Genomic DNA, 21,455 nt, shown 5'->3' with positions numbered 1-21,455 from the left:
CCGTGGCGGGCCGTCGAGGACCGCCGTACGGACGAGGGAGAAGCCATGACCGTGCTGCCGCGAGCGTGCGGACACCGGCCCGCCGAACCGCACGACGGGCCCGGCGGCGCCGTGGAGGCCGTCGTCACCGCGGGTCGCCTGCGGGTGCGTCCCGTCGGCGACCTGGACCTGGCGGCCGGGCGGGCGCTGGCCGAGGCGTGCGCTGCCGTGCACGCCCGCCTCGCGTTGGTCCGTCGTCCACAGAGGTCATCCATCGGGGGGGATCCCAGGAGGTGTTGTGCATGGACAGGCGTGCCCTGCTCTGTGAGTTCGCCGGCACTCTGATGCTGGTCCTGTTCGCGGTCGGAGCCGCCGTCGTCGCCGGTCCGGCCATCGGCACGGTGGGCATCGCGCTGGCGTTCGGCTGCGTCCTGCTCGCCCTGGCCTATGCGATGGGCCCGATATCCGGCTGCCACGTCAACCCCGCCGTCACCCTCGGCTTCCTGGTGGCGCGCCGGATCGACGGCCGCACCGCCCTGGGGTACTGGGCGGCCCAACTGCTCGGCGGCCTGGCCGGGGCTGCGCTGGTGTTCCTGCTGGCCGCACAGATCCCCGGCCTGCCGACCCACGGGAAACTCGGCAGCAACGGCTGGGGCAGCCGCTCGACCGTGCACACCACCCTCGCCGGCGCGTTCCTCACCGAGGTCCTGCTCACCCTGCTGCTGGTCTACGTCGTCCTCGCGGTCACCCACCGGCTCGCGGCCACCGGCTTCGCCGGCCTGCCGATCGGCCTGGCGCTGACCGCGGTGCACCTCGTCGGCATCCCGCTCACCGGGACCTCCGTCAACCCGGCCCGCAGCCTGGGCCCGGCGCTCTTCGCGGGCGGGGCGGCGCTCTCCCAGGTCTGGCTCTTCCTCCTCGCCCTGATGATCGGCGGCGCGCTGGCAGCCGGCCTCCACCTCCTCACCCACCCCCGACCGGCGACGCACCCCACGTCCACGCAGGCAGCCGCAGGAACGCTCAGCCCACAGGCGTGACACACGAGCGCGGTCGCCCGATCGTCCCGTCCCGCCCCACCGGCGCCGGTGACCGCAAGCAGGAATTCCGGCCCCGATCGTTCGGGCCGGCCCGCCGGGTGTGGCGGGCCGGCCCTGGTGTGCCGGGTTGGGGTTGGGTTACTGCACGGTGATGTGGGCCGGGGCGGACAACGGGGTGTAGCCCTGGTTCGCCAGGAGGTAGATGTCGTAGTTGCCGGGGGCGGCTGCGTTGCCTCGGTCGAGGGTGACGGTTCCGGAGGCGGGGCTGGGGGTGTACTCCCACTGGGTGTAGTTGTTGGACGTCGGGGTGGCGCCGGCGGGGACCATGGCGATCCAGTTGGAACTGGAGGCGGTGGCCGCGGTGGTGGAGAAGGTGACGGTGATCGGGCTGCCCTTGGTCACCGTGGAGGTGGTGGGGGCCACGGTCCCGGCCGGGGTCACGGTGACGTGTGCCGGGGCGGACAGCGGTGTGTAGCCGCCGTTGGCCAGGAGGTAGATGTCCCAGTTGCCGGGGGCGGGCATGGTGCCCCGGTCGAGGGTGACGGTTCCGGAGGCGGCGCTGGGGGTGTACTCCCAGTGGGTGTAGTTGCCGGATGCCGGCGTCGCACCGGCGGGGACCATGACGATCCAGTTGGAGCCGGAGGCGGTGGCCGCGGTGGTGGAGAAGGCGACGGTGAAGTCCGCCCCCTGGACCTGCGAGGTGGTGGTGGGGGTGACGGTGCCGGCTGCGGTCACGGTCAGCGCCGCGGGTCCGGCCAGGGGGTCTGACCGTCCTTGGCCAGCAGGTAGATGTTGTAGTTGCCGGGGCCGGGCAGCCTGTTGGTCGGCAGGTTGACCGTGTTGCCCGCGTCCGTGATGTACGTCGAGCTGGCGGGTGTGGAGCCGGGTTTGGCGTCGACCGGGAAGATGGCGAGCTGGTCGGAGGTGCTGACGTCCGCCGGGGCCACGGTGTACTGGACGGTGGCCGGACTGCCCCACGCCACGCTCTGGGTGACTGCGGTGAGGGTGTCCGTAGGCGTTGGCGCGCCGGTGCCACCACCGGCCGCGGTGATAGTGAAGGGAATCGGGGCGGCCAACGGAACGTAGTTGCTGTTGAGGTACCAGGCGGTGTAAGAGCCCGTCGGGAGAGTATTGGTGGGCACGCTCTGGGAGCCGTTGGTCCCGGAGGCCCAGGCGTAGGTCTGGTAGTTGTGCGAGGAGGGCGGGGTGGTCCCGGCGATGTAGACGGCGACCCAGTTGGAGCTGGAGGCGGTGGCCTGGATGGTGGCGTACTGGACGGGGAGGTTCTGCCCGGCGGTGATCGTGGGCGCGCCGCCCGGGGTGGCGAGGGTCAGGGTGCCGGGTGCCTGCACGGTGACCTTGATCGGGCCCGCCAGGGTGGCGCCGGCACTGTTGAGGTAGTAGGCGTCGTAGGTGTTCGGTGCGAGCGAGGTGGTGGACACGTCGGCCTCGCCGAAGGGCTGGCCGGCCGTGGCCCGGGCCACGGGGTTCGGCCCCGGGCCGGTGCCGCTGAGGTACAGCGCGACCGAGTTGTTGGGATCGGCGTTGATCGACTTGCTGAAGTACTGGAAGGCCAGGTTGTCGCTGCTGGTGACGACCGGGGTGGTGGCGGCCAGGGTGCTGTTCGGCACCGGGTTCGCGATCGGTGCGAAGACGCCGTTGAAGGGCGTGGCGTACTCGTCGTTCGGGGTCATCCAGTCGATCCCGAGGGCCTGCTCGATGGTGCGCGGGACGCTGAAGTGGTCGTAGCGGGTGTTGTCGACCGTGCCGGGCGCGACCGTGTTCTGCGAGCCCATGACCAGGGCGGCCACCTGGTTGGCCTTGCCGTCGTACTCGGTCTCCGTCTCGTCCCAGTTGACGATGATCAGCGACCGCTGCTGCGTCCAGGCCGGGGAGGCCAGGATCGGCTGCAGCGTCGCCTGGAGGTAGTCGTTCTGGGTCTTGAGGCTCTTGTCGTTCCCGTCGCCGGACCCCTCGCCGTCGTCGTCGTCGTTGGCCGCGATCCAGGAGAAGTTCGGGGTGGTCGAGGCGCTCGCGAGGTCGGTGTTCAACTGGTTCTGGTCGACCACGTGCGCGACGCAGCGCGCGTTGTTCTGCACGATGTCGTCGTAGTTCAGGAATGGACCGTCGTCTGGCCAGTACGACCCGTCGCGGTAGAACTTGCAGGGCGTCCCCATGCTCTCCTGGTACTCCTTCCAGGTCTTCCCCTTCGCCTCGACCTTGTCGGCCAGGTTCGTGTTCGGGTCGTGGATCTTGGGGGCGTAGGTGCCCCCGTGCATGAAGCCGTCGCCGCCGGCCATCGCCAGGTAGTTCGGGTCACTGGGGTGCTCGACGGCGTGGTAGTCGGTCAGGAGCGCGCCCTGGTCCATCATGGAGTGCAGGAACGGGGTCAGGGTCCGGGAACTGCCCAGGAGTTCAGCGTAGTCGGTGTTCTCCATCGTGATCACGAACACGTGGTCGTACGCCGGCACCTGGGAGGGCGGGGGCGTGAGCACGGCCGCCGGCAGCGGCGTGTTCAGCGTCAGCGACAGGTTGTCCAGGAAGCCGGTGTAGTTCGACCAGGACGGGTCCAGCAGCGTGACCAGGACCCGGATCGAGCGTGTGCCGGCCGGCACCAGACCGGTGAGGCTCCGCGTCACGAACGACTGGCTCGACGAATCCGCCCCCGACGGGAGGTCCGCCGTGCCCAACTGCGCGCCGCCCTGGTCCTTGAACTGCAGGGCGACGCGGACGTTCCCGTCGTAGGAGGACCAGCCGCCGAGCCACCCGGACAGGGTGAACTGGACCCCGCCGCCGTCGATCGCCGACTGCGCCGCCGCGACGTTCGCGGTCTGCTCCATCAGCACGCTGCCCTCTTTGGTGGGCGTGAAGAACGCCTGACCCGGCGCCGGAGCGGCGGGACGACCGAACCCGGCGTTCCCGTAGCACTGCACCTGCGGATCGCCGGAGTCCACCGTCCAACCCGGTACCGTCGTCGAGGTGCGCGCGTCGGTGGTGCACATCCCCGCCTCGGCGTCCCCGTCGACGATCAGGTTCCCGCTCACCGTCGGCGCGTCCGCCCGCGCCGGCGCCCCCGAGGCCGTCGCCAGCACCACCGCCAGCGTGGCCAGCCCCACCGAGGCGCGCCGCAGCACGCCGCCCGTGCCGCCGCGACCGCGCCCCGAGCGCCTTCGCGGCGCCCGAGCCCTCCGCCATTCCATCACCGCAAGTCCCTTGCCTTTCCCCGAGTCCGTGGCAACTCTGTGTGCGCTCCACATCGACTGATCACAGATTGCGCATGAAAAGTAACAGTACGTAACGCGAGAGAGGTGAGGCTCGCTTTGAAGAGCGGGAGAACGTCGACCCGCGAGACCAGGTTCGGGATGTCATCGGGGCTTCGACGCCCACGGCGAGGTCGCAGCCGACGAGGGCGAGCCGCTGCGCCGGTTGCACGTCGTGCCCGGACACCAGGTCGCGCCGGGCCGGGGCAGAGCCCTCACCCTGAACGGTGGCAACAGCGGCGCCTGCGTCACAGGCGACTTCGGCCCGCCCGCCACCGCGGCGACCCTCACGGGCGGCGCCGGCGGCTCCGGGCAACCGCGAGCATCTTGGTCCTCCGCCTCACCGGTACCGGCACCGGCAGCCACGGCGGTGGCGAGGACCGGGCCCGCCCGGGCCCGTCGGTGGTGAACAACACGGTGCCCGTCCTCGCCCGCCTGCTCCCATCTATCGGGTTCGGCGGCGTAGGCGTGTGAGGAGTGCGGCGGTGGTGGCGAGGCCGGCGGTGGTGGTGCCGGCGATGGCGGGGTCTGCGAGGGGGGCTGCCTGGACCTGGGGGGTGGTGACGTTCAGTGTGGCGTCGGCGGTGTCGCCGGCGGTGTCGGTGAGTCGGCCGGTGCCCGGGGCCAGGGTGGTAGCGGTGGGGGCGTCGGCGTTCACGGTGACCTGTGGCTGGAACCGGAAGAAGGTGTTCTGGGGCCACAGGATGTTGTCGGCACTGCCCGAGGTGTTCACGGCGGTGCAGGAGAGGGTCTGACCGCCGTTGCTGACCGTGCAGTTCTGCAGTGCCAGCGCGTTGGCGATCCAGGTGGTGCCGCCGTCGAGGCTCCCCGTGGAGAGAACCGTGCTCTGTGTCGGGAAGGTGGTGTTGCCGGGGGCCTGGAAGACCATGGTGCCGGTTCCGTTGGGAGGGAGCACGATCACCTCCGGTCCGGTGTTCTCATAGGTCCAGGGGACCGGCGCGGTGGCCCCGGCAGCGATGGCGACCGTCTGCGGCTTGTCCCCGCCGGGCAAGGCAGCGGCCTGGGCAGGGGAAGCGGCCAGAGCCAGAAACGCCGTCGCCGCGGTGAGAGCTGTCACCCGCGCGGCGCGGGTCATGGTGAGCGTGAGCACGGGGCCCCTTCCCGATGGTTCGGACTCGGCGGGTGGGCACGGCGCTGACCTACGGTCACTCCGCTCGTGATCACTCCCCAGTCATGCAAAACAAACAATAAGCACGCTCAAGAGCGCGGGTCCCACATGCCGGACCCGGGTGGCACCGTGTTGTGAGCACCCCTAACCCTTCCGGGCCAAAGAACCTCGACGCGAGGCGGTCGATATGTCCACTCACCCAGGACGCAGCGAGCTCCCCATGTTCCCTCAGGCGGAACACACCGCCGAGACACCGCCACCTTGATACGGGCAGCTGACCTGCGAAAACGCGCTCAGCGGAACGGGCCGAGGAGTTGATCCGCGAGCCATCGAACACAACCGGATCGCGACGGACACCTGCGCGCCGACCGCGGCACCTCGACATCCTCAGCCGCGTTCCCGATTCACGACGTCGGGTCGATACCCCACACCCGCTGGCCCTTCCTCGCTGCGGGTCGACGGACGCGATGACCGCCCGCTCGCCCGGCGTCCGCTGTGTCTCTGGACGGGCGACCTTGCGGTCGGCTTGCGATTCGGCCGAGTCCTCTCCTGCTGGACTTGGGCATGTGAGCACATCGACAGCATCGTGGCTGCGCCGGATTGCGGCAATCATGGCGACTGTCGCCGCCGTGATGATGGCTTTCGACGCCACCACCGCATCTGCGCTGAGCACGCCCACCGACCCGGTGAGCCTGACACTGATCGACACTCCCTTCGGCAAGGCCGTCGCGGACCAGAACGGCAACGCGCTGGACGTGTCGAGGGACGACCCCCCGGCAGCTCCATCTGCCCCCGTTATTGCCAGAGTGTCTGGCCGGCCGCCACGGGCACCGCCGCCGCAGATCCCGCCGTCATCACCGCCACGGTCGGCACGACCATCGATCCGAACGACACCAGCAAGACGCTGGTGACCCTGGACAACCGACCGCTGTACTGCTTCGCGGGCGACGCCAACGCCGGCGACATCAAGGGTCACAACAGGGACGGCTTCTTCTTGGTCGGTGCGGACGGCACGATGCTGCCCGCCGACCCGGTCGTCAATACCGTTCCGCCGGCCGACCCCGCCGTCGCTGGCGGCACTGCCGCTGAGGCCCTGGTCGGCGCCGTCCTGCTGCGCCGTCGGCGCACCCCGCAGACGACCCTGTAACCCTTCCGGATCGGGGATCCGAAGCCCCAGAGGACATACGGCCGCTCCTTGAATGAGGGAGCAACTGAGCTGGGCGCGTCGAGTACCTGTGGGCCCACGTCAAAAGCAGTCCCGCGAACCTCGCCGGCGTTGCCCTCGACCGATTCGAGCCCTCGTCCGCGACCGACTCAAACGCCTCCGGTACCGCCCGACGTCGTCGACGGCTTCCTCGCCCCGTCGGCGCCGGCCGGCCCCACGACCGGAGCACCTGGACCTGTGGGGGCGGGTGTGTGCCGGCTGATGCTGCAGCCGGACGGCAATCTGGTGCTCGTGGCCGACGGTTCGCCGCTGTGGGCGTCGGGGACCGACGGGAGCGGGGTGGTGGAGGCGCGGATGCAGCAGGACGGCAACTTCGTCGTCTACGACTCCTCCGGCAGCGCGAAGTGGTCGACGGGAACCGAGGGCAATGACGGCGCTTACCTTGAGCTGGATGGGGACGGGAACCTGACGGTCCGTACCGGCGACGGCGGCGTGCTGTGGGAGTCCGGTACCCGCGTGGTCACCGTCACCGCCTCGGGTACCGGCGCCGTGGCGGCGCCCGCCGGCGTCCCGCAGGGGCAGGCCTACACCGTCCAGGACGGCGACAGCCTGTGGGCGATCGCCGAACGCTTCTACGGCGACGGCGACCGGTACCAGGAGATCGCGAACGCCAACGGCATCGCCAACCCGACCTGATCGAGCCCGGCCAGAGCCTGCTCATTCCCTGACCACCGCACTCCGGCCCGGGCCGCCGTCGCTGGGGGCGGCGCCTGCGCCGCGACGGGCGCCCCCGGGCTGCCGGGCGGTCAGGACTGGACGACTGTACCGACAGCCGCCCCGGCCGGCGGTCATCAACCGCCCGGTCGGGTCGGCCTCACTTCTGGCCCGCCTCACCCGGTGACAGCCGCTCAGGCCCCGCCCCGAACCCCGGCACCGGCGCCCGAGGCTGCAGCCGGCTCCCGACGCGGTTGCTGGCTGTTGGCAGCGGGTGCGGCGCTCCGGCCGGGCGTGCGCTGGTTGTCCGGCGTTTGGGTGACCTCGTGATGAGCCTGCTGCTGGGCGGAATTGTCATCTTTTCTACTTGGTGGCATGGATGTTCGAGCAGGAAAACATGTAGGCCGCGCGGTGTCAGTTGCGGCGGCCGCCACGGCTGTCGTCGCCCTCGGCGTCAGCCCGGTGATGGCCTTGACCACACCCACCGCTCCCGGGCGGTTGACATTGATCAGCACTCCGTTCGGTCAGGCTGTCGCCGACCAGAACGGCAACGCCTTGTACGTGTCGGCCGGCGATAGCGCCGGCACGTCCACCTGCACCGGCGGCTGCGCCGTTGTCTGGCCGGCGGCCCTCGGGCTTCCCGGCAAGGATTCCGCGATCACCGCTGCAGTCGCTTCGACCAGCGACCCGAACGACGCCTCTCAGCAGCAGGCGACCCTGGCCGGCCAGCCGTTGTACTACTTCGCCCAGGACAACACCCCCGGCAACACCAATGGCCAGGGCCTGAACTCCTTCTTCCTCGTCGGCGCCGACGGTACGCGGCTGCCGACGACACCTGTGCCGTCGCCTACACCGACTCCGTCGCCTACACCCACTCCGACACCCACGCCGGGGCCGAATTTGCTGGTGCAGCCGAGTGTGCCGACGACCGCGCCTGGTGCGAGCGGCAAGACCACGGTGAACCTGACCGGACCCGACGGGTCCACCGGGATCACCGGGCACAAGGGTGACGTTCTGACGTTCAACGCCCCGCCCGGGGTGACGATCACTGACATCAGTTGCGGCGACGCCAAGGTGATCGCGCCGGATGGGTCCAGTGCCACCTGCAGCGGCACGTTCACCGCCGGCTGGAACGTGGCGCGGACCATCTCCTACACGGTCGGCCCCGGTGTGGCACCCGGTACCACGCTGACCGGCACCGACAGCTTCCAGCCCGCCGGCGGCACCACCGCCGGCGGCACCTGGTCCATCAAGACACCGGGTCCGAATTTGCTGGTGCAGCCGAGCGTGCCGACCACCGCGCCCGGGGCCAGTGGCACGACCACGGTGAACCTGACCGGTCCCGACGGATCCTCCGCGGTCAGCGGGGCCAAGGGCGACATTCTCACCTTCACCGCGCCGGCGGGGGTGACCATCACCGACATCACGTGCGGCGACACCAAGGTGATCGCGCCCGACGGTTCTTCGGCCACGTGCACCGCGACCAACCCCAGCTGGGGTGTCACACGCACCATCTCCTACACCGTCAGCCCCAGCGCGGCGCCCGGTAGCACCTTGACCGGCACCGACAGCTTCCAACCCGGTGGCGGCGCGACCGTCAACGGTTCCGGCACGTGGAGTGTCAACACACCCGCCGCCCCCACACCTACGCCCACGCCGACGCCGAGCCCCACACCGACTCCCACCCCGAGTCCGACGCCTACCCCCACGCCTTCGCCGACTCCCACCCCCAGTCCGACCCCCACCCCCACGCCTTCGCCGACTCCCACCCCCAGTCCGACCCCCACCCCGAGTCCGACGCCTACTCCCACGCCCACGCCGCCTCCGACGCCTTCTCCGTCGCCGTCGTGGAGTCGTTCTCCGGTGCCGTTGCCGGATACGGGTGCGGACTTCCCGGCCGGTTGGTTGCTTCTGGCCGGTGCCGGCAGTATCGGGGTCGGGGTGTTGGCTCTGGTGGCCCGACGGCGCATGAACGCGCAGGAATAAGGGGCTCGCACCGCATCAGCCTCGGGCTGCTGAGGCAAGCGCGTGGTCGAGCCAACGGACGGTGCCCGGCGACCTGCACGGATGTGGGCCTCTGGGCCCATTTCCGGTGCGGGAGCCGGGGCACCTTCTGGCGCCAGGCGGAGATCGGTGAACTGCTGGCCCGCAGCCTGAAGATGACCCTCTCCGACGAGAAGACCCAGATCACCCACATCGACGACGGCTTCGTCTTCCTCGGCTTCCACATCCAGCGGAGGCCCTTCGGCGACGGCCGGCGCGTCGTGCTCACCATCCCGTCCAAGCAGGCCTTGGCGTCGGTGATGCACAAGATCAAGAAACTGACGGGGCGGAGCATGACCTCGCTCCCGTTGGAGGAGGTGCGGCGGACGGTCAACCCTGTCCTGCGGGGCAGAGCTGTCTACTTCCGCTACGGCGTTTCCAAGCGGACGTTCTCCTACCTCGGCTGGTACGCGTGGTGGAGGCTGATCCACTGGATTCGCTACAAGCACCCCCACCTGACCTGGAAACAGCTGCGGCGCCGCTAATTCGGGGCTGACCGCATCACGGAGGGTGGGATCGTCCTCTACAACTCGGCGAAGATGCGTGTTGAGCGTTACCGTTTCCGCGGAGCGCAGATCAGCACGCCCTACAACATCGACGAGGTCGATCCGGACGGGGCTCGTTTCCGCCGGACCAGCCACGACGATGTGGCCTTCGTCGGCCAGGTCAGCGAATACCTCGCCTGATCCACCGGATCACGTGGAGAGCCGGATGCTCGGCCAACGGGCACGTCCGGTTCGGCGGGCGGGGACGGGAAAACCGACACCCGAGAGGGTGCACGGCGTGCCGTCCCCGACCCAACACCTCAACCTCGACCGCAAGGGCGCCAAACTGCACCGAGCGCGAGGAGCGCAAGGCCACCGCAGTCGCCACGAACTCCCCCTTCACCAGAGCGCACATGTTCCGGCGAACCTGCGCAAGGCGGTGCCTGAACAGCACAGGCTCCCCTTGCGAGGTGGATGCTGCATGATCGACCGGTGCTGGTAGAGGTAGAGAAGATCACGAAATTCCCGGGGAGCCCGTTGCTGGCTCGGGTCTGTACAAAGAACGGTGTAACTCCCGATCGTGGAAGTAGCACCTGATGAAGACAGTGACCGTTTCGGCCGAGGCCGTGGAGGCTGTGCGGCCGGTGGAGTTGGAGCCGGACTCGGACGGGCCGGACGAGCAGTTGATCGGGCAGCTGGTCGAGCGGGCCCGTGCGAGCGGGCTGCCGCTGACCGGTGCCGGTGGTCTGCTCCAGCAGCTGACGAAGAAGATCCTGGAGTCGGCACTCGAAGGAGAGATGACGGACCATCTCGGCTATGAGAAGCACGATCCGGCCGGGCCGGCAGCGGGAACGCGCGCAACGGCGTCCGGTCGAAGACGGTGCTGACCGAGGTCGGCCCGGTCGAGATCGACGTGCCCCGTGGTCGGAAAGGATCGTTCGAGCCGCAGCTGGTGCGCAAGCGACAGCGGCGCCTGTCCGGGGTGGACGAGATGGTCCTCTCGCTGTCCGCCCGGGGCCTGACACATGGTGAGATTTCCGCGCCTACGGCGCGGAGGTGTCCAAGCAGACCATCTCGACCGTCACCGACCAGGTCATCGAAGGCATGGCCGAGTGGCAGAACCGGCCCCTCGCCCCGGTCTGCCCGGTGGTCTTCATCGACTGCGTGCACGTGAAGCTCCGCGACGGCCAGGTCGCCAACCGGCCGATCTACCTCGCCCTGGCGGTCACGGTCGAGGGCACCCGGGAGATCCTCGGACTATGGGCCGGCGACGGTGGCGAGGGCGCCAAGTACTGGCTGCACGTGCTGACCGAGATCAAGAACCGCGGCGTCACGGACGTCTGCATGGTCGTCTGCGACGGGCCCAGGGGCCTGCCGGACGCCATCGCCGCGGTCTGGCCGCAGGCCGTCACCCAGACCTGCATCGTCCGCCTGACCCGGGCCTCCTTCCGCTACGCAGCCCGGCAGGACTGGGACAAGATCTCCAAGGCGCTCAAGCCCGTCTACACCGCCGCGACCGAGGAAGCCGCACTGGAGCGGTTCGTGGAGTTCACCGAAGCCTGGGGCAAGAAGTATCCGGCGATCGTGCGGCCCTGGGAGAACGCCTGGGCCGAGTTCGTGCCGTTCCTGAGCTTCGACGTCGTGGTCCGCCGGGTCATCTGCACCACGAACGCGATCGAGTCGGTGAACGCCCGGATCCGCAAGGCCGTCCGCTCACGCGGGCACTTCCCGAACGAGCAGGCGGCCCTGAAGTGCGTCTACCTGGCGATCACGTCGCTCGACCCGACCGGGGTCGGCCGCAAACGCTGGATGACCCGCTGGAAGGCAGCGCTGAACGCCTTCGAGATCGCCTTCGACGGCTGCCTCTCCACCGGCCGCCGCTGACTCAACCCAACCGAGTTACACCATTCACTGGACACACCCTTGGCGGCCGACCGGCCCGTCGGCCGCCAACGCGAACGGCCTCACCCACCGACAGGACGGCCGACCTCAGGAGGACGCAGGGCGGCGGGCGAGGCGAAACACCCTGAGTTCCCGTTCGGTCCGACGCTGGTAGGCCTCGTACATGAACCGGAAAGCGGCGAGCTGCGCCCACGCCTGGTCGCGCTGTTCGCCCGTGAGCTGAGTAGCGGTCACATCGATCCGCTCGCCCTGCCAGTAGATCGCGGCCGACGGGTGTTTGCGCAGGTTCGCGCTCCAGCCGGGGTGTTCCGGCTTGCCGAAGTTGCTGCCCACGACCAACCAGGTGCCAGTGAGACTGTCGGGGGTACAGGCAAGAGGGGTCGACCGGAGGGACCCGGTCCTGGCGCCGGCACTGATCAGGATGAGGCCGTCCCGCGGACGAGCCATGGTGAGCATCCTCCGGCCGCCGGTGAGACGGTGGACGGCCCGGTCGAGAGGTGGCAGGACGAGGGAGGCGACGGCAGTAAAGACCCCGGTGGCCGTCAACCGCTCGGCCATCCTGGTCCCGAGTCCACCAGGGGTCATCACAGAGCCCTCCTCCTCGAACGGAAAACGGGTACCGCGTGTCAGCCTAAGGGCTGTCCCGTAGCCGCTGGAAGCTGCTGGGTGACCAGTGACAACTCCCGGTGGTTTGTTAAACCCGTAGGTAGAGGTCAAGGACTTGACCGTTGGCCAATGAGTTGATGAGGGCTTGGAGTTCGGGTGGCGGGGGTGTCGTTGACCATGCCTGCCAGTAGCGTTGCAGGGTGTGCCAGGGGTCGAGCCAGGCTCGGATCGCGCGGATGGCTTTGGGCCAGCTGGGCGGCTGGGGCTGGTGGGGAACAGGTGTGCCCCCTCTCTGGCCCGCCGGCATCCCTGGGCGGCTGGGTCTGGCCCCGCGGTGGGGGCTCATCGGCGAACCAGGCGTCCCAGCAGAACGAGAACGCGCAGTTCACGAGGGTCTGGTGACGGCGGATCGTGACATCCGAGCGGACCTGGAAGTCGGCCCAGCCGAGCTCGTCTTTGATCTGCTGGTAACTCTGCTCGATCCAGTGCCGCAGGCCGTAGAGGCGGACGAGTTCGGCCAGGCCGGCGGGCTGGTGCGGGCTGTCGGCGGCACGGGGTGAGCCGGGCCGGGGCAGGTTGGTGGCCAGGTACCAGGTCGCCTTCTCCGGCGGGGTGTCCGGGTCGGCTGAGGCCACGACCAGGCGGGTGAATTCGTCGGGGCCCCAGCGTCCCAGGCGGGCGTCGGCGGCCCACCAGGTCTCGGTGTGCCCGTCGCGGAAGGTACGGACGACCGGTGTCCAGTCGCCGGGCTGCTCGGGATCTGTCCAGACCAGGGCACGCGCGGCCTCGACGGGGGTGTGGGCGTCCGTTTCACGGGCCCAGATGCCGCGGCGGGGCTTGAGGGCCAATGACGAACGGCAGGCCGGCCTCGCGCAGTGCGTGCCGGAACTCGTCGTGATCGCCATAGCCGCAGTCCGCCACTACCGCCCGAAACGGGAACCCGGCCTGCTTGGCCTGGCCGGCGAGGTCCGTGGCGAGCTGGGGCTTGGTGCGAAACGCCGGGTCGTTGCGCTTCCTCGGGAAGTGGTGGGCCGGTGTGTAGGGCTGGGCGTGCAGCGGGTAGTAGAGGCGCTCGTCGGCCCAGACGGTGGTCATCGTGACGACGCCGTTGTCCGTCTTCCCGAGCCGGCCCAGCCACTGCCGTCCCACGTGGGCGGTCGCCGTGCCGTCCTTGCGGTCCCCGGAATCGTCGATCACCAGCACGCCCCGGCCGTGCGGCGCGGTGGCCGGGTCCGCAGCCAGGAGCTCAAGCCGACGGGTGTTGACCTGCTCGAACTTCCAGGTCGACTCCGACGGGAAGAACTGCAGCCGCTGCACCGCCGGGTGCTGGGCGCCGACCACGGGCTCGGCCCCGGCCAGCGCGGTGAGCGTCTTGTTCCGCTCTCGCGGCAGCAGCAAACCGGTCAGGTACTCCCGGAATCCCCGCCGCTGGGCCGGCGAGCGGAAGAGGTCGAACTGGGCCGCGTACGCTTCCAGCGGACCAGGAGCCGGCGGACAGGGAACCCGTGCGGTCATGGCAACACCCCCGAAGCACTCTCACCTCACCGATACTGCGTACCTGACCCCGTGTCAACAAACCACCGGTAGTCGGGTCATATGGGCACCACGTCTTCGGTGACGGTCGGTGCCCAGGGTTGGGCCGTTGGTGGCGTGGATGTCTTCGACCGCGCGTCGTGTTTTTCGGTGAGTTCGGGAGCCACTGGTCGGGTGACCAGCCAGGCGGGAGCCGGAGTGTCCGAGGGTGGTGGCGACCGGGGTGCGGGTAGCTTTGTCGGGCGGGCCTTTCGGTCGCCTCCCTGACAAGATGTGACCGGGGCCCGCGCCTGTGTGCGGTGTCTGCGTGTCATGGAGCCGGCTGGCTCGGCGTGTTGGCGGGCGTGTTCGTCAGTGGGTGTCGAGCAGGGCCTGGGCGATGGCTACCTGAGCTTGTTCCGCTTTGACGGACACCGTTGGTGTGGTGGTCAGGCTGCCAGGACGTTCTCGTATTCGGCGGGACTGCGGTAGCCGAGGCTGCTGTGCAGCCTGCGTATGTTGTACCAGCCTTCGACCCATTCAAAGATCGCGGTCCGCGCCGCAGCCCTGCTGGGCCAGGGTCTGTGGCCGAGCAACTCCCGCTTCAGTGTGGCGAAGAAGGATTCGGCGAGTGCATTGTCCCAGCACTGACCGGTCCGGCCGACCGACAGTCGGATGCCGAACTCCCGGGCGAGGTCGGCGAATTCGCGGCTGGTGTATTGGCAGCCGCGATCAGAGTGGAAGACCACGGGCCCAGTCGGGCGGCGGGTATGGCAGGCGGCGCGCAGAGCATCGGTGACCAGTTCGGTTCGAAGGTGGTCGGCGGTGGCCCAGCCGATGACGCGGCGGGAGGCGATGTCGATGACGGTGGCCAGGTAGAGCCATCCGTCGTCGGTGGGGATGTAGGTGATGTCGCCGCACCAGCGCGTGTCCAGTGCCGTCGGGTCGGGCTGGAAGTTGCGCAGGACCAGGTCCGGGCGGGCGTCGGCGTGCGGATCGGGGATCGTGGTGCGCTGTCGACGCCCACGGTGGCGGCCCTGCAGGCCCGATCGGCGCATCAGCCGGGCAATGCGGCGGCGCCCGCACCGCTCGCCGTCGCGCTGCAGGGCGGCATGGACTCGCGGGGCGCCGTAGCTGCCCCGCGAGGCCTGGTGGACGTCGGCGATCTTCTCGGTCAGTTCCGCGTCGCGCACGGCACGGGGGCCTGGCACGGCGGTGCGGCGGGCGTAGAAGGCGGCACGGGAGACCTTCAGCAGTTCACACGCCTGTTTGACGTTGTGGCCGCCCTGCTTCTCCGCCTCGATGAACGGGTGGACCGTCACCGGGTCTCCTGAGCGAAGAAAGCTGTGGCACGGCGGAGGATGTCCACGTCCTCGCGCAGCCGGCGGTTCTCCCGCCGCAGCCTGGCCAGTTCCTCGCGTTCGTCGCTGGTCAGGCCGTCGCGCTCGCCGGCGTCGACCTCGGCCTGCTTGACCCAGTCCCGCACCGCGGTCTCGGTCAGGTCGAAGTCCTTGGCGACCTGACCGACCGAGCGGTCACCGCGTCGGCACAGCTCGACGATCTCGGCCTTGAACTCCGTCGTGAACGAGCGGCGAGGGCGTGGCTTCTTCTTCCCCATGCTCTCCATGATGGACATCATCCTTCTCGGGGCCGAAGCCCCTGATCAGAGATGTCCGTCAAAGCGAATCAAGCCCAAACTGCGGGTCGCCGGGGCGAGGCCGGGGTAGGAGGCGAGATGGGCGGCGGTCGGGAAGGCGCTGGCGTCACCGACGTCGATCAGCACCCGGGCGCCGGTCCATGTTCCGATGCCGGGCATGGACGTGAGGATCTGCGTCAGCGGGTGCTCGTCCAACAGTTCCTGGATCCGCTGCTCCAGGAACTTGCGCTGGTCGAGGACGGTCCGCAGGGAGCCGGCCAGGCTCGGCACGATCAGTGCGGCCGCCTTGGTGCCCGGGACGACGACGGTCTGCTCGTCGAGCGCGGTGAGGAGGGCCTCGACGAGGCGCTCGAACATGCGCGGGGCCAGCGGCCTGGCGACGCCGAGCAGGCGTCGGCGCCCGGCCTTGCGCAGGGCGGCCGGTGAGCCGAACCGCTCCAGCAGGGCCAGGACCGCCGGGTGGTCGATCCTGGGGCCCAGCACGCGCTCTAGCGCCGGCCCTTCGGCTGTACACGCTGCGAGTCTGCACACTCGGTGACAAACCGTAGTGAGTCGTGTACGATTGGTTATTCCTGGTCTGGGCTCCACGGATCGAACTGCTCACGTCGTCGGTCAACCGGTCGTCCCAGTCTGCCCTTGTCCGAAGATTGGAGCCCTTTCATGTGCAAGTCGTCTCTCGGTCGGGCCGTTGTCTCGCTCGCCGTGGTCGCCGCAGCCCTGATGTCGGCGGTGCCGGCCGGCGCGGCGGTGGAAGACAGCTGCGCACGAGGCAAGTTCTGTCTCTTCAGCGGCCAGGGCCTTACCGGTTCCGTCGTCGCTCGTGGTGCCTACGACAACGATTTGCGCGACACCGCGGTCGGCTACTTCGCGAGGTCGTGGCGCAACCGCAGTGGCCACACCTGGTACGTGTTCGCGGAGCCGCACTGCTCGGGGTACTCGACGCCGCTGGGCGCCGGAGACGCGGGAGACGTCAACAACGACTGGTTCGGGAACATCAGGTCCATCGCCCGGGACGATCAGCTGGTCGCGTGCCGCAAATGATCGGCTGGCAGCGGCTACGACTGCTGCTGCCGGTGGGCGGCAAGCTCGTCTTCCGCCCGCTGTACCGCCGAGGCGGCCTCGCCCGCCCGCCCGCGCAGCTCCTCGGCCCGCTCGGCGGCCCGCGCGCGGGCTTCCTCGGCATGCCGGGCCGCGAACCGCGCCCGCTCCAGCTCAGCCTGAACCCGCTCGACCTCCGCGCCGGCCCGGCCGGCCTCCTCGCGGTGCCGGGGGTGTGGCCGTTCAGGTCAACGAAGAGTTGGCCGTCAGGGAAGTGGGAGCGGACCCGGTGGGCGGCCCGGATGGCGAGCGCGGACTTTCCGACGCCGCCCATCCCGTCGATCGCGGAGACCACCACCATGCCCGCGTGGCTGCCCGCGGGCGCTCCTTCGGCCGGCCGGACGAGTTGCTCCAGCTCGCGCGTGCGTCCGGTGAACATCCGGGTGTCGTAGGGAAGTTGGGAGGGTGTGGCGCGCTGCTCCGGTCGCTCGGCCGGGCTGCCGGAGCTTGCCGCCGGGGCGATGCCGGTGGCTCTCCCGGCGGCCGGGGTAGCCGCGGCGGCGGGGACCTCCGGGACCTCCGGGGCGGCGGGGCGTCCGGAGCAGCCGGACCGCCGAGCGCAGCGATCAGCCGGGTGCGGTCGGCCGGCTCCAGGCCGAGGCCGGCGGCGAGCCTGGACACCGAGGACAGCCGCGGGCTGCGCCGGCCGGCCTCCAGCACGCTGATCGCGTGCGAGGACACGCCGGACCGCTCCGCGAGCTCCTCCTGTGTGAGACCGGACCGCAACCGGTAGCGCCGCAGCGCCTCCCGAACTGCCCAGGCATGTGTGCGTCCCCCGCCGACAACTGTCAGACCTGGCCGGCGGCCCGGTGCCTGCCGCGCCGTCGGTCTGTCCACGACCGTAGGCCATCGCGGTGACGAAAGGCCGGCGGAACGCCAAGTCAACGCCATGGGAAGGGCGGTGGGGGTGCTCGACGATGGTTCTCGTCACTCGGTCCGCGTCAGTGCACCGAGAGCCATCACGGGGGAGAAACCATGTTCAGTCGAAAGTCCGTGCTCAAGCGGGGCGCCCTCACCCTCAGCGCCGCGTCTCTCGTGTCGATCGCGTTCATGACCACGTCGGCCTCGGCGGTCTCCGACGACAAGTACGGTGCCGCCGCGCTGTGCGGAGCCGGCTTCAGCCCCGACGGCGAGATCGACCTCAACTCGGAGACCGTCTACCTCTCGTACAGCGGCGGTACCGACTGCGTCGTCACCATGCACGTGCCCGGCGACTGGGGCTCGCCGATCGACAACACGACTGCGTGGGTCGACACCACGCCCAACCCGCCCGCGTCGCAGTCCGACTCGGGGACCTACTCGTACTACGCCGGGCCCGTCTACGTCTACGCCCCGGGCCAGTGCATCTACTGGGGCGGTGGTGACTACTGGGGCCAGTTCAGCGAGGGCCCGGACCACTGCAACTGAGACCACTGCAGTTGAGACCACCGCAACTGAGCTTTGCACCGCTCTCGTGGCGGCCCGTCGGTTCTCCGGCGGGCCGCTTCGGCTGCCTGCCGGCTCGGTCCCACGGCCGGCGCTTTCACCTCGGCGCCCCGCGCACGGTCCCCTCGGTGCGGGTGTACCGGACCCGCTTGCGCCCGCGGCCGCGCGCGCAGTGGTGACCGTGGGCGCGAGCGCGTCCGGGTTCGAGCGGCGGATGGACAGTGCCGGGCGCCATGTCCGCGCGGGCGGCCGTCCGGGTGATTGCGGTGGAGATCGACATCCCCGCTCGCCCGTCCCCCGCCTGTCCCGCGCCCCGGCCGGCGCAACGCGACGCGCCGCAGGGACCGTTTGCGCGGCGTTCGGGCTGCTGGGCATCCTCTGCCCCGTCGCGCCACCCCACCGCCGCCCGGCCGCCGCGCCGGTCCACCGCGGCCCGACCGGGGCGCGCGCCTCCCCCCGTCCCGCCTTCGGTCCGAAGGCCTCCTGGAGGTCCCCATGTCCGGTACCAAGACCAAGCCACGCCCCGACGGCCCGAGCACCCCGCCGGGCCCCTCGTCATCGGGCGCCCCGTCACCCACCGCCACGGCACCGGCCGTCACCGCACCGGCCGCGAGCCCGGTGGAGATGAGCCCGGTGGCCGCCGGCCCGGTGGTCACGAGTCCGGCGGACGCCGCGCACGTCGACGTCTTCCGCAGCTTCGGCCGGGACCACACGGGCCGGCTCTCCCCGGACCAGGTGCTCGCCCAACTGCACCAGGCCGGCATCCTGCCCGACGACCCCCGGATCGCCGAGACGGTCGCCAACCTGGCCGGTGCCCGCCCGGCGCCACCGGAGCCCGAGCCGCTGGTGATGACGGTGGCCGAGCTGGCCGCCGCCACCCAGCGCAACAGCAGCATCATCAGCAAGGCGGCCCGCGGCGAGCTGGCGGTGCCCGACTTCCCGGCCCTGGTGGCCGACATCCGGCGGATCTACGCCGAGGTGGTCGCCGACACCCGGGGCGCGGTCGCCGACTACATCCCGCAGCTGGCCCGGGTGGACGCCGACCAGTTCGCCATCTCGGTCTGCACGGTGGACGGCCAGCGGTTCTCGATCGGCGACGCGGAGACCGACTTCTGCCTGCAGTCGGTCTCCAAGGCGGTCAACTACTGCCTGGCGCTGGACGAGCACGGCCCCGACACGGTGCACCGCCACGTCGGCCGGGAGCCCAGCGGCGTCGGCTTCAACGAGCGGTTCTGACCGCGCTTCCGTGAAAGCCCAGGTCAGGGTGTGAATGCAGGAACGTTCAGTCGGGGCAGTTCTCAATCATGGGGGCCTTCTCGATCGAAGACGTACTGTTTCCCGGGATCGACGTGCGATTGGAGGGCGTGACTGTCACCGCCGCGGTGCTGTTCGTTGATGCCGCGGCCTGCGGGCGACCGCCGTGTTGCCCGGGCTGCCGATGGCGGGGACGCAGATTGCACTCGACCTACCGCCGTAGCCTGTCCGAACGACCGTTGGGCGGGCAGAAGTTGGTGGTGCGGCTTCGGGTGCGGCGCTTCTTCTGCGACCGGAAGTCGTGCGCCCGTCGCACGTTCGTTGAGCAGGTCGATCAACTGACGGAGCGTCGCCGCCGCTCCAGCCTCGGACTGAAGGAGTGGCTGACGACGGTGGCCGTCGAGCTCGGCGGTCGGCCCGGCGAGCGGCTGTGCCGCAAGCTCAACCTGGCGGCGGGCCGCACCCGCCTGCTGGGACTGCTGGAGGAACCGCCGGCGCCGGAGCGGGCACCACGGGTCCTCGGGGTCGACGAGTTCGCATTCCGTCGCGGCCGCCGGTACGGCACCATCCTGGTCGACGTCGAGACCGGCAGGGTGGTCGACGTTCTGCCCGATCGCACCGCGGAGACCTTCGCTGCCTGGCTGACCGCCCACCCCGGTGCGGAGATCATCTGCCGCGACCGCGCCAGCGCCTACACGAAGGCGATCAAGGAGGCGGCCCCGGCCGCCTTGGAGGTCGCGGACCGCTGGCACCTGCTCCAGAACCTCTCCGATGCCGTTGAGAAGACCTGCCATCAGCACCGGCTGTGCCTGAAGAAGCACGCGGAACGGGGAGGCGACCGCCCGATCCAGATGCCGCTGGCGGATGCCCTGCCGCCCACGCGCATCGTGCAGCGCGTCCTTCACCACCACGCCGAGGTCACGCGCATGGTCGCGGCCGGCCACCCGCTCAGCGACATCGCCCGCCGCCTTGACCTCGACCGCAAGACCGTCCGCCGCTACCGCGACACGAGCCTCGAGCACCTCCTCGACAGCGCCCGAGACCGCCGCCCCGAGCGGTTGGACGCCTTCAAGTCGTACCTGCAGCAGCAGTACGCCGCGGGCGTCACCAGTGGCCGGACCTTGTTCCAGCAGATCTGCGAGCGCGGATTTCGCGGCGGCTACTCGACACTCACCGCCTACCTGCGAACCCTGGAAGCCGGCACGGCCGTGGCCGCACCCGCGGAAATCCCGAGCCCGCGCCGGATCACCGCATGGATCATGCGCAACCGCGACCGCCTCAGCACCAAAGAGATCGAGCAACTCGACCAAGTCCGCCTCGCCTGCCCGGACATCGCGAGGGCGTGTGACCTCGCCCGGGCCTTCACCGACCTGGTCCGCAAACGCCGAGGCCAGCTGCTGCCTGCTTGGATCCGCCAGGCCGAACAATCCGATGTCGTCCCGGTCGCCAAGTTCGCCGCGTTCCTCCGCCAGGACTTCGACGCCGTCACCGCCGGCCTCACCCTTCCCTGGAGCTCCGGCATCGTCGAGGGGAACGTCAACCGCGTCAAAACGATCAAGAGAGCCATGTACGGCCGGGCTTCGTTCCGGCTCCTTCGTATCCGAATCCTCGCCCAGTCCTGACATGACCAGGTGACTACTGCCGGCAAGCCGGGAGGACCTACGCTGCCTCCATGAGGGTCCAGTTGACCAGAGACAGTGTCGCCATGGGCGATGACGTGTTTGCTCCTCACGAGCAGGAGCGGCACCTCCCCGACAACATCACGATTCGTGGGGCCATCGAAGCGATCATCGCCGACCGTTACCTCGCGCTGATCTACGGTGGCCAGGCCACCTGGGTCTTGGAAACCGTCGGCGGTAACCCGATTGCGGTCGTGGCGCAGCAGTGGAACGAGCCTCGCCTGCTGAACGCCGGCCACGGACTTCTCGCATCGCTGTCCGACTCTGACGGCGATCTGCGGCTGCACTTCGCCTACCTTGCCCAGCGCGATCCCGACCTCGTTCATGCGCAGTTGGCCAACGAGTAAGCGTTCCCAAGTAGCTGATGGGCACGGCCATCACGGAGTTGATGCTGTTGGTGATCTTCACTGGCGAGAGTGACGTTGCCGTCTTCTGGCGGACTGCGCCCGTGCCCTTCTGCTGTCCTGAGCTGGAGATCGGGCTGGTCAGAGGGGTGGACTGCAGTGGCGA

At 69.9% G+C, this 21,455-nt stretch carries 18 protein-coding genes and 4 pseudogenes; 13 read left to right on the top strand and 9 right to left on the bottom strand.

Features of this window, described 5'->3' with window-relative positions:
- Positions 1–281: 281 nt before the first annotated feature.
- Positions 282–1,016, top strand: a complete 735-nt coding sequence (locus tag ACQRUO_RS06470) for an aquaporin (RefSeq protein WP_428314759.1) — start codon at positions 282–284, stop codon at positions 1,014–1,016.
- A 138-nt stretch (positions 1,017–1,154) separates the two neighbouring features.
- On the opposite strand, the gene ACQRUO_RS06465 is transcribed toward ACQRUO_RS06470, so the two are convergent.
- The 3 genes from ACQRUO_RS06465 to ACQRUO_RS06455 all read right to left on the bottom strand — a co-directional run bounded on the left by ACQRUO_RS06465 (position 1,155) and on the right by ACQRUO_RS06455 (position 5,387).
- On the bottom strand, positions 1,155–1,751 hold the full coding sequence (locus tag ACQRUO_RS06465; protein ID WP_428314758.1) for a hypothetical protein: 597 nt from the start codon (positions 1,749–1,751) through the stop codon (positions 1,155–1,157).
- Between the two features lie 2 nt (positions 1,752–1,753).
- The gene (locus tag ACQRUO_RS06460; RefSeq protein WP_428314757.1) at positions 1,754–4,150 is read right to left on the bottom strand and encodes an alkaline phosphatase family protein; all 2,397 of its coding nucleotides are present in this window, start codon (positions 4,148–4,150) and stop codon (positions 1,754–1,756) included.
- Between the two features lie 571 nt (positions 4,151–4,721).
- Positions 4,722–5,387 (bottom strand): hypothetical protein, encoded by a 666-nt coding sequence (locus tag ACQRUO_RS06455; protein ID WP_428314756.1) that lies wholly within the window; start codon positions 5,385–5,387, stop codon positions 4,722–4,724.
- Positions 5,388–6,312: 925 nt separating this feature from the next.
- Here ACQRUO_RS06455 and ACQRUO_RS06450 point away from each other — a divergent pair.
- From ACQRUO_RS06450 to ACQRUO_RS06425, 6 genes and pseudogenes are all read left to right on the top strand, one after another.
- Positions 6,313–6,552 (top strand): hypothetical protein, encoded by a 240-nt coding sequence (locus tag ACQRUO_RS06450; RefSeq protein WP_428314755.1) that lies wholly within the window; start codon positions 6,313–6,315, stop codon positions 6,550–6,552.
- Between the two features lie 279 nt (positions 6,553–6,831).
- Entirely contained in the window at positions 6,832–7,266 is a 435-nt protein-coding gene (locus ACQRUO_RS06445) for a LysM peptidoglycan-binding domain-containing protein (RefSeq protein ID WP_428314754.1), read from the top strand.
- A 393-nt stretch (positions 7,267–7,659) separates the two neighbouring features.
- Complete coding sequence (locus ACQRUO_RS06440) at positions 7,660–9,270, top strand: LPXTG cell wall anchor domain-containing protein (protein WP_428314753.1); 1,611 nt, start codon at positions 7,660–7,662, stop codon at positions 9,268–9,270.
- 173 nt (positions 9,271–9,443) lie between these two features.
- The gene (locus ACQRUO_RS06435; protein ID WP_428314752.1) at positions 9,444–9,812 is read left to right on the top strand and encodes a group II intron maturase-specific domain-containing protein; all 369 of its coding nucleotides are present in this window, start codon (positions 9,444–9,446) and stop codon (positions 9,810–9,812) included.
- Between the two features lie 54 nt (positions 9,813–9,866).
- Positions 9,867–10,013 (top strand): hypothetical protein, encoded by a 147-nt coding sequence (locus tag ACQRUO_RS06430; RefSeq protein ID WP_428314751.1) that lies wholly within the window; start codon positions 9,867–9,869, stop codon positions 10,011–10,013.
- A gap of 395 nt (positions 10,014–10,408) precedes the next feature.
- Positions 10,409–11,696 (top strand): annotated as a pseudogene (locus ACQRUO_RS06425) (IS256 family transposase).
- A gap of 105 nt (positions 11,697–11,801) precedes the next feature.
- Here ACQRUO_RS06425 and ACQRUO_RS06420 read toward each other — a convergent pair.
- The 5 genes and pseudogenes from ACQRUO_RS06420 to ACQRUO_RS06400 all read right to left on the bottom strand — a co-directional run.
- Entirely contained in the window at positions 11,802–12,161 is a 360-nt protein-coding gene (locus ACQRUO_RS06420) for a nitroreductase family deazaflavin-dependent oxidoreductase (protein ID WP_428314805.1), read from the bottom strand.
- A gap of 266 nt (positions 12,162–12,427) precedes the next feature.
- Positions 12,428–13,835: pseudogene (locus ACQRUO_RS06415) on the bottom strand (IS701 family transposase).
- Between the two features lie 446 nt (positions 13,836–14,281).
- Positions 14,282–15,154 carry an IS3 family transposase gene (locus tag ACQRUO_RS06410; RefSeq protein WP_428314750.1) on the bottom strand — a complete coding sequence of 291 codons (873 nt, stop codon included), beginning with the start codon at positions 15,152–15,154 and terminating at the stop codon, positions 14,282–14,284.
- Positions 15,151–15,459, bottom strand: a complete 309-nt coding sequence (locus ACQRUO_RS06405; RefSeq protein WP_428314749.1) for a transposase — start codon at positions 15,457–15,459, stop codon at positions 15,151–15,153. The genes ACQRUO_RS06410 and ACQRUO_RS06405 overlap by 4 nt, the downstream gene beginning before the upstream one ends.
- A gap of 63 nt (positions 15,460–15,522) precedes the next feature.
- Positions 15,523–15,987: pseudogene (locus ACQRUO_RS06400) on the bottom strand (transposase); the annotation flags it as partial.
- A 162-nt stretch (positions 15,988–16,149) separates the two neighbouring features.
- Here ACQRUO_RS06400 and ACQRUO_RS06395 point away from each other — a divergent pair.
- On the top strand, positions 16,150–16,530 hold the full coding sequence (locus tag ACQRUO_RS06395; RefSeq protein WP_428314748.1) for a peptidase inhibitor family I36 protein: 381 nt from the start codon (positions 16,150–16,152) through the stop codon (positions 16,528–16,530).
- Positions 16,527–16,979: a hypothetical protein gene (locus ACQRUO_RS06390; protein WP_428314808.1), complete on the top strand. Its 453-nt coding sequence runs from the start codon at positions 16,527–16,529 to the stop codon at positions 16,977–16,979. Before ACQRUO_RS06395 ends, ACQRUO_RS06390 begins: the two co-directional genes overlap by 4 nt.
- A gap of 187 nt (positions 16,980–17,166) precedes the next feature.
- On the opposite strand, the pseudogene ACQRUO_RS06385 reads toward ACQRUO_RS06390, so the two are convergent.
- A pseudogene (locus tag ACQRUO_RS06385) lies at positions 17,167–17,478 on the bottom strand (helix-turn-helix transcriptional regulator); the annotation flags it as partial.
- Positions 17,479–17,562: 84 nt separating this feature from the next.
- Here ACQRUO_RS06385 and ACQRUO_RS06380 point away from each other — a divergent pair.
- From ACQRUO_RS06380 to ACQRUO_RS06365, 4 genes are all read left to right on the top strand, one after another.
- A complete protein-coding gene (locus ACQRUO_RS06380; RefSeq protein ID WP_428314747.1) occupies positions 17,563–17,994 on the top strand; it encodes a hypothetical protein in 432 nt (143 codons plus the stop codon).
- A gap of 513 nt (positions 17,995–18,507) precedes the next feature.
- Positions 18,508–19,248, top strand: coding sequence for a glutaminase (locus ACQRUO_RS06375; RefSeq protein WP_428314746.1), 741 nt, complete (start codon positions 18,508–18,510; stop codon positions 19,246–19,248).
- Positions 19,249–19,316: 68 nt separating this feature from the next.
- The gene (locus ACQRUO_RS06370) at positions 19,317–20,888 is read left to right on the top strand and encodes an ISL3 family transposase (RefSeq protein ID WP_428314745.1); all 1,572 of its coding nucleotides are present in this window, start codon (positions 19,317–19,319) and stop codon (positions 20,886–20,888) included.
- Positions 20,889–20,971: 83 nt separating this feature from the next.
- Positions 20,972–21,292: a hypothetical protein gene (locus tag ACQRUO_RS06365; protein WP_428314744.1), complete on the top strand. Its 321-nt coding sequence runs from the start codon at positions 20,972–20,974 to the stop codon at positions 21,290–21,292.
- Positions 21,293–21,455: the final 163 nt, after the last annotated feature.

It is taken from the genome of Kitasatospora sp. LaBMicrA B282 (assembly GCF_050325825.1).
GTDB lineage: Bacteria > Actinomycetota > Actinomycetes > Streptomycetales > Streptomycetaceae > Kitasatospora.
The sequence above is the reverse complement of the archived record's forward strand: the minus strand, read 5'-3'. Positions and strand labels throughout refer to the sequence as shown.

What these genes read in the sequence shown, in the direction of transcription:
- ACQRUO_RS06405 (WP_428314749.1), bottom strand. Translation starts at nt 15,459, where the DNA reads ATGGAGAGCATGGGGAAGAAGAAGCCACGCCCTCGCCGCTCGTTCACG.
- ACQRUO_RS06390 (WP_428314808.1), top strand. Translation starts at nt 16,527, where the DNA reads ATGATCGGCTGGCAGCGGCTACGACTGCTGCTGCCGGTGGGCGGCAAG.
- ACQRUO_RS06365 (WP_428314744.1), top strand. Translation starts at nt 20,972, where the DNA reads ATGGGCGATGACGTGTTTGCTCCTCACGAGCAGGAGCGGCACCTCCCC.
- ACQRUO_RS06470 (WP_428314759.1), top strand. Translation starts at nt 282, where the DNA reads ATGGACAGGCGTGCCCTGCTCTGTGAGTTCGCCGGCACTCTGATGCTG.
- ACQRUO_RS06395 (WP_428314748.1), top strand. Translation starts at nt 16,150, where the DNA reads ATGTGCAAGTCGTCTCTCGGTCGGGCCGTTGTCTCGCTCGCCGTGGTC.
- ACQRUO_RS06380 (WP_428314747.1), top strand. Translation starts at nt 17,563, where the DNA reads ATGTTCAGTCGAAAGTCCGTGCTCAAGCGGGGCGCCCTCACCCTCAGC.
- ACQRUO_RS06420 (WP_428314805.1), bottom strand. Translation starts at nt 12,161, where the DNA reads ATGGCTCGTCCGCGGGACGGCCTCATCCTGATCAGTGCCGGCGCCAGG.
- ACQRUO_RS06435 (WP_428314752.1), top strand. Translation starts at nt 9,444, where the DNA reads ATGACCCTCTCCGACGAGAAGACCCAGATCACCCACATCGACGACGGC.
- ACQRUO_RS06440 (WP_428314753.1), top strand. Translation starts at nt 7,660, where the DNA reads ATGGATGTTCGAGCAGGAAAACATGTAGGCCGCGCGGTGTCAGTTGCG.
- ACQRUO_RS06445 (WP_428314754.1), top strand. Translation starts at nt 6,832, where the DNA reads ATGCTGCAGCCGGACGGCAATCTGGTGCTCGTGGCCGACGGTTCGCCG.
- ACQRUO_RS06370 (WP_428314745.1), top strand. Translation starts at nt 19,317, where the DNA reads ATGGGGGCCTTCTCGATCGAAGACGTACTGTTTCCCGGGATCGACGTG.
- ACQRUO_RS06375 (WP_428314746.1), top strand. Translation starts at nt 18,508, where the DNA reads ATGTCCGGTACCAAGACCAAGCCACGCCCCGACGGCCCGAGCACCCCG.
- ACQRUO_RS06430 (WP_428314751.1), top strand. Translation starts at nt 9,867, where the DNA reads ATGCGTGTTGAGCGTTACCGTTTCCGCGGAGCGCAGATCAGCACGCCC.